This window comes from Arthrobacter sp. SPT-J7, from assembly GCF_059089965.1.
Genome location: NZ_JBNHFF010000131.1, coordinates 1 through 9,257 on the forward strand (window position 1 = coordinate 1; position 9,257 = coordinate 9,257).

Consider the following 9,257-nt stretch of genomic DNA (forward strand, 5'->3'; position numbering starts at 1 on the left):
GGTGTCCGGATGGCCGGCAACGCACGCTCCACCGGGGTGGAGCACAACGGGCCCGACGGCGGGTTCTCGGCCCTGCTGCTTGACGACGGCTCCGCGATCGACGGCGACCTGCTGGTCATCTCCTGCGGCGTCCGTCCCCGGACGGAACTGGCAGAGGGCTCCGGGCTCTCCACCTCCGCCGGGATCCTGGTGGACCACCGGCTGCGGGCCCACCACGAACCGCACATCTTCGCCATCGGCGACTGCGCCGAGGTACGTTGCCCCGATCCGGACTGCGCGCAGTGCCGGAACGCCAAAGGCCCGTCCGGGCTGGTCGGCCCCGGATGGCGGCAGGCCGAATGGCTGGCCGAATACCTCACCCTCCTGGCGTCTGCTCCAGAGGCAGCCGGGCTGCTGCCGGAATTGCCGGGCGAGCAGGCCGGCGTCATTGTCCTGAAGGCACGCGGCATGAACATGGCAGTGGCCGGCGACAACACTGCTGAACCGTGGGACGAGGAGATCCTCACGGCCGGTGCCGTCGACGGCCGTCCGCGCCTGCAGGTTGCGCAGTGGGCGGACCCGGAACACGGCCGGTACGTAAAGATGACCACCCGCGGCGGCGTCCTGGAGGGCATCGTGGCCGTGGGTATGCCGCGGACGGCAGCGGAGCTGGTGGGACTGTTTGAACGCGGCGCGGAACTGCCCGCCGACAGGTCGCTGCTGCTTCGCCTCGACGGGCCGGACCAGCTCGCTGGTGCTGCTGCGGACCCGCAGGGAACTGTTTGCCGGTGTGCGGGCGTCAGCGGTGCCGCGATCGCGGGCGCCGTGGAGGAAGGCTGCTCAACCGTGGCCGAGGTCTCCAGGGAAACCCGGGCCGGGACCGGCTGCGGCGGCTGCCACGAGGACATCAAGGGGCTGATCGAAAATCATTTCCAGGCGGTCTCCGCCTCCCCAGCCGCCCCCTGACCCCGGGCTGTTACACGGGCGACTTCGGGATGAGGATCCAGAGCGCGATATAGACCAGTTCGCCGATCCCTACCAGGCCGAAAATCACGAAGCCCAGCCGGACGAGGAATTTCGGGAGCCCGTACCGTGCTGCAAGGGCAGCGCAGACGCCGCCGATGATCTTGCCGCTGCGGGGACGGACGAGGGCTGTTGTCATGGCCTGTTTCCCTAAGCTTCCGTGCCGGAGGCGCCGTTGGAGCTGAAGTCCCCGTTGGCTACAGCCTCCGCGTAGCGGGTGAGGTCCGGTCCGGGCTGGAAGTCGACGAACTTGTCCTTCAGCTGCTCAAAAAGGAACTTGTACACCTCGTCCTTGTCTGCGTTGGACAGAGTGGACGCTGCTTCCTGGACCGCCTCCTGCAGGGCCCTGTCAGCGTCGAGCAGGATCTTCTCCCGGGCCTGCTCATTCCATGTGACGTCCTTTAGTTCCACGGGCTTCTCCTTGCGTCGATGGCTGATGCAGGGACGGCCGGGAAATTCCTGATGAAATTCCCGGCCGGTCCTTTGAGGAGTCTATGCAGTTGGCATGGGAGCGGTCCAGACTCCCGCTGCGCGTTTAACCACCTACAGGTGGACGTGCAGGCGGCGCGCAGCCTCGGAAATGGATCCCGTCAGGGACGGATACACCGTGAAGGTGCTGGCGACGTCGTCCACGTGCAGCTTCTGCTTGACGGCGATGGAAATCGGGAAGATCAGCTCGGAAGCGTTCGGCCCCACCACAACGCCGCCGATCACCGTACCGGAGCCCTTTCGGGCGAAGATCTTCACAAAGCCGTCCTTGTGGTTGCGCATCTTGGCACGGGCATTGCTGCGCAAGGAAAGCTTGACCACATCGCCCTGGTACTTGCCGGAGTCGATCTCCGCCTCGGACACCCCTACGTTGGCAATCTCGGGCGAGGTGAAAATGTTGGACGCCACCTGGTGCAGCTTGAGCGGGGTGACGGTGTCCCCCATAAAGTGGGCCACCGCGATGCGGCCCTGCATGGCGGCCACAGAGGCAAGCGGAAGCACCCCGGTGCAGTCGCCTGCGGCGTAGATGTTAGGCGCGGACGTCCGTGAGACGCCGTCCACCTTGATGTGGCCGCTCTCGCTGAGCGCCACGCCGGCCTCGTCGAGTCCAATGCCGGCGGTGTTGGGAATGGAGCCCAGGCACAGGAGGCAGTGGCTGCCGGTGACTTTGGAGCCGTCGCTGAGGGTGACCACAACCCCGTCGTCCGTCCGTTCCACGGCCTCCGCGCGGGAACGGGACAGGACCCGGACGCCCCGGCGCTCGAACACTTCCTCCAGCACGACTGCGGCGTCCACATCGGATCCCGGAAGCACGCGGTCGCGGCTCGAAATCAGCGTGACCTTGGAGCCCAGGCCGTTGTACGCGGAGGCAAACTCGGCCCCGGTCACGCCCGAACCCACCACAATCAGTTCCTCGGGCAGTTCATCGAGGTCGTAGATCTGCGTCCAGTTCAGAATCCGGTCGCCGTCCGGCCGGGCCGTGGCAAGCTCACGCGGATGGGCGCCCACTGCAAGGAGGATGGTGTCCGCCTCGACCGTCTCGGTGCCCTCGGCCGTGAGGACCTCGATCGTGTGGTCGTTGAGGAGCCTGCCGGACCCGGCCAGGATGCGCACGCCCTGCTGGACCAGTCCGTCGTGGATGTCCTTGGACTGGCTGCGCGCCAGGTTAAGGAGGCGGTGATTGATGTGTTTGAGGTCCGCACGCATCACGGGCAGAAAGTCGCCGCCGTCGACGTCGAACTTCACGCCCAGCTCCCCCGCCTCGGCGACGCGGGTCATCAGGTCCGCCGTGGCAATCAGCGTCTTGGACGGTACGACGTCGGTCAGCACGGCCGAGCCACCCAGCCCCGCCCGTTCGATGATCGTGACCTGCGCTCCGAGCGAGGCGGCCACCATGGCGGCTTCGTATCCGCCGGGACCACCTCCCAGGATTGCGATCCGGGGTGAGCTGAAATCTGGGTGCGTAGTCACAAACAACCATTCTCCTGCATCCGCAGCCGGACCACCAAAGAAAACGGTCTCTGGACGGATCCGGCCAGGGGGTGGGCGCGCACGGAGCGGCAGGATAACTTGTACCAGTGAGTACAACAGACTTCCTGAAGACCGATCCCTTCGCTGCTGCACGCGCCGCCGCCGAGTACATTGCCGAGGAAACAGGCGTGGACAGCCACGACGTCGCCCTCGTGCTCGGCTCCGGCTGGGCCGAGGCGGCCGACCTCATCGGCGAAACCACAGCCACCCTCTCCGCCGAGGAGGTCCCCGGCTTCCACGCTCCCGCTGTTGTTGGGCACGTGGGCACCATCCGCTCGGTACTCACCAAGGAGGGCAAGCGGGCGCTGGTCCTGGGTGCACGGACCCACTACTACGAGGGCAAAGGCGTCCGTGCCGTCGTGCATGGCATCAGGACGGCGGCGGCTGCCGGCTGCAGCACCCTGGTGCTTACCAATGGCTGCGGCGGCCTGAACGAAAACTGGGCTCCCGGGACGCCGGTGCTGATCAGTGACCACATCAACCTCACTGCCGCCTCACCCCTGGAGGGCGCCACGTTCGTTGACCTGACAGATCTCTACTCGGCCAGGATCCGCGGACTGGCCCGGGAAGTTGACGCAACGCTGGAGGAGGGTGTCTACGCCCAGTTCCCCGGCCCGCACTACGAAACGCCGGCCGAGGTGCAGTACGCGAAGCGCATCGGTGCCGACCTGGTGGGGATGTCCACGGCTTTGGAGGCCATCGCCGGACGCCACGCCGGGATGGAAGTCTTCGGTATCTCGCTCGTCACCAACCTCGCGGCCGGGATCAGCCCGCAACCCCTCAGCCACGAGGAAGTCCTTGAGTCAGGACAGGCTGCAGGCCCGCGGATTTCCAAACTCCTTGCTGAAATCATCGGCAAACTCTGAACCAGTTCGAGGCCACGCCCGCGCTGGTTCAGCCAGGCAGGCGGCGCGGCTTTAGAAGCCAGGGCAGGGGCGGGAATTTTTGCCGTTTCAACGACAGGCGGCAAGAGTTCGGGAGTCAATGACGATAGCGTTATGCCCATGACGTCCTCCGATGCCGATTTCCGCCTGCTCACCGAAGCCCGCGAATGGGCCGCCCAGGACCCGGATCCCGAAACCTCGGCTTCCCTCCTGGAACTCGTCCGGCTCGTTGGAGAAGGCGCCCCGGCAGCCCGGCAGGAACTCGAAGACAGCTTCCGCGGGACACTGCAGTTCGGTACGGCCGGCTTGCGGGCGGCGCTTGGCCCCGGACCCAACCGGATGAACCGGATGGTGGTCCGCAGGACCGCTGCCGGCCTGGCGGACTTCCTGCTCCAGGCGGTGGGCGAGGCCTCCCCGGGGACCCGGCCCCGCGCCGTCGTCGGCTATGACGCCCGCTACAACTCGGATATCTTCGCTGAAGAAACCGCCGCCATCTTCACCGCGGCGGGGATAGAAGCCTTCCTGATGCCGGCGGCGCTGCCCACTCCCCTGCTGGCTTACGCTGTGCGGGCCCTGGAGTGTGACGGCGGCGTGATGGTCACGGCCAGCCACAACCCGCCGCAGGACAACGGCTACAAGGTCTACCTGGGCCGCCATGCCGTTACGGAGAGCGGCAACGGCGCACAGATCGTGGCACCTTACGACCAGGAGATTGCGGCCCGGATTAACGCTGTGGGACCGGTGGAGTCCATTGTCCTTGCCCCCAGCGGCTGGACAGTGCTCGACGGGTCGCTGGCTGCCGATTACGAACAGGCCACCGCGGCGCTGGCCCTTCCGGAGCGCTTCCCCGCCCGTGACCTGCGCATCGTTCTCACGCCGATGCATGGTGTGGGCGGCGAAACCGCGAAGGCGGTGCTGAAGGCTGCAGGTTTCACCGGCGTGACCCTCGTGGCGGAACAGGCAGATCCGGACCCGGACTTTCCCACGGTCAGCTTCCCGAACCCCGAGGAACCGGGAGCGCTGGACCTGGCGCTTGAAACAGCCGAACGCCTCGACGCTGACATTGTGATAGCCAATGACCCCGACGCCGACAGGGCGGCAGTTGCGGCGAAGGATCCGGACACCGGCGCCTGGCGGATGCTCCGGGGAGACGAAGTTGGCGCGTTGCTGGGAGCCCACATTGTGGCGCGCCTGGCGGCCGCTGACGGTGATGACGGCGACAGGGACAGCCACGGCGTTTTTGCGAATTCAATAGTGTCCTCACGGCTCCTGGCGCGGATCGCCGCGGCGGCAGGCTACGCGCATGAAGAAACGCTGACAGGATTCAAGTGGATTTCGCGGGTGCCCGGCCTGCTGTACGGCTATGAGGAAGCCTTGGGCTACTGCGTGGCGCCTGATGTTGTGAAGGACAAGGACGGCATCTCCGCGGCGGTGCTGATCGCGGAACTTGCGGCCGCCGCAAAGGCTGGCGGGAAAACCATCTTCGACACCCTGGACGAGCTGTACCTGCAGCACGGCCTGCACGCCAGCGACCAGCTCAGCATCCGGGTGGCGGACCTGGGCCTGTTGGACGCCATGATGAACCGTCTCCGGGTCAGCCCGCCCGAGTCCTTCGGGTCATCCGCGGTGGAGGTTTTCACGGACCTGGCTGAAGGTGCCGAGCAGCTACCTCCCACCGACGGGCTTCTTTACCTCACAAGGGACCTCACCCGGGTGATCATCCGGCCCAGCGGCACCGAGCCCAAGCTCAAGTGCTACCTCGAAGTGATCCACCACGTGGGTACCGCGGCCGAACTGCCGGAGGCCCGGCTGGCGGCGCGGGCAGCGCTGGATGAGGTGCTGCAAGACGTCAGTGAGGCCCTGGGGCTTTAGCCCGGGCCCCGCGCTAAAAAACCTGTTACAGCTCGATCTCGATGAAACCGCCGATGATCCGGGTGCTGAAGGTTGCAAGGCTCAGGCCCGGGGTACTGAAGCATTTACCGGTCTCCAGGTCGTAGACCTCTTTGTGCAGCGGTGAAGCGATGGTGGGACGGGCGCCCCGTGATCCGAGGATTCCCCGCGCCATCACGTGGGCGCCGGTGGCCGGGTCCTCGTGTGCCACCGCGAAAACTTCGTTGGCTCCGGTGCGGAAGAGTGCGATCTGTCGTCCCGCGATGAGGGCTGCTTCGCCCCAGGCCGGTTCCAGGTCATCCACCAGGCAGACGCGGTGCCAGCCGGCGCCGGTTACGGGCTCGTCGATGCCGGCTGCGAGTGCCCCAAGTTCCAGTGTTGCCGTCATGTCGGCCCCTCTCCCTGTGCGTGTAGTCCTTGCGATTGGCTGCCTCTGCGGCCGTGTTCCACGCTAGGCTCCCGGTGTTTCAAGGGGGTGCAGCGAATGTGTCCAGCGCGTAAAAGACACCTCACGCTGCCGGAAACGCGTTCGTGATGCAGAAGTTAAGTTGACGAAACAATTGGGAAACTGAAGCGAAACTGCGTCTCCCTAGTCTGGATGGACAGCTCGACAGAGAAGGCTGCAGTAATACACTGCGGCCCATGCGAAAGGCCCACAGTGACCGAACAGACTTCAAGCACAGAGACTCCGCGCCGCATTGTCGTCGCCGGCGGCGGCCCCGCGGCCCACCGTTTTGCGGACGCAATGCATGCCCGTGGCCTCGATGGCTGGCATGTCACGGTCCTCACTGAGGAAGCCCACCTGCCCTACGACCGCGTTGCACTCAGCAAGGCCCTGACGGACAAAAATGTGGACCTGACCCTGGGAACGGCGTCCATGTGGGACCATCCTTCCCTTGAGCTGAAGACGGGCGAGCGCGTCCTTAAAATCAATGCCGAAGCCAGGACAGTGGAAACCGCTGCAGGCAATAGCTTCGCCTACGACGAACTGGTGGTGGCCACCGGTTCGAACGCCGCCCGCCTGCCGATCCCCGGCGCCGAGCACACACACGTCTACCGCACGCTCGAGGACGTCTGGGCCATCAACAAGGCCATTGCCGAACTCACCGGGAAGCTCGGCCGCAAGGTCAACGCCGTCACCATCGGTGGAGGCCTTCTCGGGCTTGAGTCCGCGGCCGGCACGGAGCAGCTGGGGGCCAACCCCATCGTCATCGACGGTTCCCAGTGGCTGATGGCCACCCAGCTCGACGAAGGCGCGGGCCAGGCAATGGGCCGGCTGATCAAAGCCAAGGGCTTCGAAGTCCACGGCGGCGTCTTCCCGTCGGAAGTATTGTCTGACGACGACGGACAGGTCACCGGAGTCCTCATGGCCGATGGCCGCGTTATCGACGCAGACCTCGTGATCGTCGCCATCGGCGTCCGGCCGCGCGACGAACTCTTCCGCGCGGCCGAAGGCGAGGAGCAGCTGTTCAGCCTCGGCCAGCGCGGCGGCGTCGTCATCAACGACTACTGCGCCACGGAAGTACCCGGCATCTGGGCCATCGGTGAAGTGGCCAACTTCGAAGGCATGTGCCTGGGCCTGGTGGCCCCCGCCAACACCATGGCCGAGATCGTAGCTGACCGCCTCCACGGCGGCGACGCCACCTTCCCCGGCTTCGACACCGCCACGAAGCTCAAGCTCTCCGGCGTGGACGTTGCCAGCTTCGGCGACGCCTTCGCCAAGACCGAACACGCCCTTGAGATTGTCTACGCCGACCCTGCCCGCGGCGTTTACCAGAAGATTGTCACCACCGACGATGCCAAGACCCTGCTGGGCGGCATCTTCGTGGGCGACGCTTCACCGTACATGAGCCTGCGTCCGCTGCTGGGCCGCGAGCTTCCCGCCGAGCCGGGTGCGTTCCTCAGTGCCGCGGGCGGCGGCGAGGCTCCTGAAACCGAACTCCCGGACGACGCCACCCTCTGCTCCTGCAACAACGTCACCGCCGGCAGCATCCGCGACGCCATTAATGGCTGCGGTGCCTGCGAGGGCAACGCCCCGGTGCAGGAACTGGGCGAGCTGAAGGGCTGCACCCGGGCCGGCACCCAGTGCGGTTCCTGTGTTCCCATGCTCAAGAAGCTGCTGGAAACCGAGCTGACCAAGTCCGGCGTCGAGGTCTCCAAGGCCCTCTGCGAGCACATCGAGCTGTCCCGCCAGGAACTCTTCGACGCGATCCGGGTCCTGGAGCTGGCCTCCTTCGAGGAGATCATGGCCAAGTACGGCACGGGAGCGGGCTGTGATATCTGCAAGCCGACCATCGCCAACATCCTGGCCAGCCAGAACAGCGCCTACGTCCTTGACGCCGGCCGCGGCACCCTGCAGGACACCAACGACCGTGCCCTGGCCAACATGCAGAAGGACGGTACCTACTCCGTGGTCCCCCGCATCGCCGGCGGCGAAATCAGCCCGAAGAAGCTCGGCGTCATCGCTGCCGTGGCCGAAAAGTACAACCTGTACACGAAAATCACCGGCGGCCAGCGGATCGACATGTTCGGGGCACGCCTGGAACAGCTCCCGGAAATCTGGAAGGAACTCGTGGACGCCGGCTTCGAATCCGGCCAGGCGTACGGCAAGAGCCTGCGCACGGTGAAGTCCTGCGTCGGTTCCACCTGGTGCAGGTTCGGCGTCCAGGACTCGGTGGCCATGGCCATCCAGCTGGAACTGCGGTACCGCGGCCTGCGCAGCCCGCACAAACTCAAAATGGGCGTCTCCGGCTGTGCACGTGAGTGCGCCGAGGCGCGCGGCAAGGACGTAGGCGTGATCGCCACTGCCGACGGCTGGAACCTGTACGTCGGCGGCAACGGCGGTGCCACCCCCGCCCACGCGCAGCTGCTGGCCAAGGACCTGGACGACGAAACCCTTATTAAGTACATCGACCGCTACTTTATGTACTACATCCGCACCGCAGACCGTCTGCAGCGCACCGCACGCTGGCAGGAAGAGCTCGACGGCGGCATCAAGCATGTTGAGGACGTGGTGGTCAAGGACACCCTGGGCATTGCCGAGGACCTCGAGGCGGCCATGGCCAAGCACGTGGACACCTACGTCGACGAGTGGGCGGACACCCTCAAGGACCCCGAGCGCCTGCGCCGGTTCCGCTCCTTCGTCAACGCCCCCGACCAGAAGGACGACTCCATCACCTTCGTCCCGGACGAGCGCGGGCAGATGCGCCCTGCCACCGTGGAGGAAAAGGCGGCAGCCGTCCAGCAACCAGTCCTGATCGGGGCTTCCATCCCCGTCCGGCCCTCCACTCCCGACCTGCTCGACAAGAACGAGGTATAGGCATGCAGCTCAGCATTGATCTCACCGGCCGCGAGGTCCTGGTCACCGGCTCGGACCACGCCGCACGCCAGGCGGTCCGCCGCTACCAAGCCGCCGGCGCCCTCGTCTACCGTCTCAGCACCCCCCGGGGCGCCCGCCATGAT

At 66.1% G+C, this 9,257-nt stretch carries 8 protein-coding genes and 1 pseudogene; 5 read left to right on the forward strand and 4 right to left on the reverse strand.

Annotated elements, in window-relative coordinates:
* A partial coding sequence (locus AC5RWX_RS26600; RefSeq protein WP_494099271.1) for an FAD-dependent oxidoreductase occupies positions 1 to 945 on the forward strand: 945 nt, incomplete at its 5' end.
* 10 nt (positions 946 to 955) lie between these two features.
* Here the strand turns inward: AC5RWX_RS26600 and AC5RWX_RS26605 are convergent.
* The 3 genes from AC5RWX_RS26605 to AC5RWX_RS26615 all read right to left on the reverse strand — a co-directional run bounded on the left by AC5RWX_RS26605 (position 956) and on the right by AC5RWX_RS26615 (position 2,961).
* A complete protein-coding gene (locus tag AC5RWX_RS26605) occupies positions 956 to 1,141 on the reverse strand; it encodes a PspC domain-containing protein (protein ID WP_494099272.1) in 186 nt (61 codons plus the stop codon).
* Positions 1,142 to 1,152: 11 nt separating this feature from the next.
* Positions 1,153 to 1,413 carry a hypothetical protein gene (locus AC5RWX_RS26610; RefSeq protein WP_494099273.1) on the reverse strand — a complete coding sequence of 87 codons (261 nt, stop codon included), beginning with the start codon at positions 1,411 to 1,413 and terminating at the stop codon, positions 1,153 to 1,155.
* Between the two features lie 132 nt (positions 1,414 to 1,545).
* Positions 1,546 to 2,961 carry an NAD(P)H-quinone dehydrogenase gene (locus tag AC5RWX_RS26615; RefSeq protein ID WP_494099274.1) on the reverse strand — a complete coding sequence of 472 codons (1,416 nt, stop codon included), beginning with the start codon at positions 2,959 to 2,961 and terminating at the stop codon, positions 1,546 to 1,548.
* A 107-nt stretch (positions 2,962 to 3,068) separates the two neighbouring features.
* On the opposite strand from AC5RWX_RS26615, the gene AC5RWX_RS26620 reads away from it, so the two are divergent.
* Both AC5RWX_RS26620 and AC5RWX_RS26625 read left to right on the forward strand, forming a co-directional pair.
* Positions 3,069 to 3,887, forward strand: a complete 819-nt coding sequence (locus tag AC5RWX_RS26620; protein ID WP_494099275.1) for a purine-nucleoside phosphorylase — start codon at positions 3,069 to 3,071, stop codon at positions 3,885 to 3,887.
* Positions 3,888 to 4,025: 138 nt separating this feature from the next.
* Positions 4,026 to 5,777: a phospho-sugar mutase gene (locus AC5RWX_RS26625; protein WP_494099276.1), complete on the forward strand. Its 1,752-nt coding sequence runs from the start codon at positions 4,026 to 4,028 to the stop codon at positions 5,775 to 5,777.
* A 25-nt stretch (positions 5,778 to 5,802) separates the two neighbouring features.
* Here AC5RWX_RS26625 and nirD read toward each other — a convergent pair whose 3' ends face one another.
* A complete protein-coding gene (gene nirD, locus AC5RWX_RS26630; RefSeq protein WP_494099277.1) occupies positions 5,803 to 6,183 on the reverse strand; it encodes a nitrite reductase small subunit NirD in 381 nt (126 codons plus the stop codon).
* A 270-nt stretch (positions 6,184 to 6,453) separates the two neighbouring features.
* Here nirD and nirB point away from each other — a divergent pair, with 270 nt between their 5' ends.
* Together nirB and AC5RWX_RS26640 are read left to right on the forward strand one after the other, a co-directional pair.
* A complete protein-coding gene (gene nirB / locus AC5RWX_RS26635) occupies positions 6,454 to 9,114 on the forward strand; it encodes a nitrite reductase large subunit NirB (RefSeq protein ID WP_494099278.1) in 2,661 nt (886 codons plus the stop codon).
* A 2-nt stretch (positions 9,115 to 9,116) separates the two neighbouring features.
* Positions 9,117 to 9,257 (forward strand): annotated as a pseudogene (locus AC5RWX_RS26640) (uroporphyrinogen-III C-methyltransferase); the annotation flags it as partial.

Bases quoted from the DNA above. Each gene is read 5' to 3' on its own strand.
- AC5RWX_RS26625 (WP_494099276.1), top strand. From the start codon at position 4,026: ATGACGTCCTCCGATGCCGATTTCCGCCTGCTCACCGAAGCCCGCGAA.
- AC5RWX_RS26605 (WP_494099272.1), bottom strand. From the start codon at position 1,141: ATGACAACAGCCCTCGTCCGTCCCCGCAGCGGCAAGATCATCGGCGGC.
- nirD (WP_494099277.1), bottom strand. From the start codon at position 6,183: ATGACGGCAACACTGGAACTTGGGGCACTCGCAGCCGGCATCGACGAG.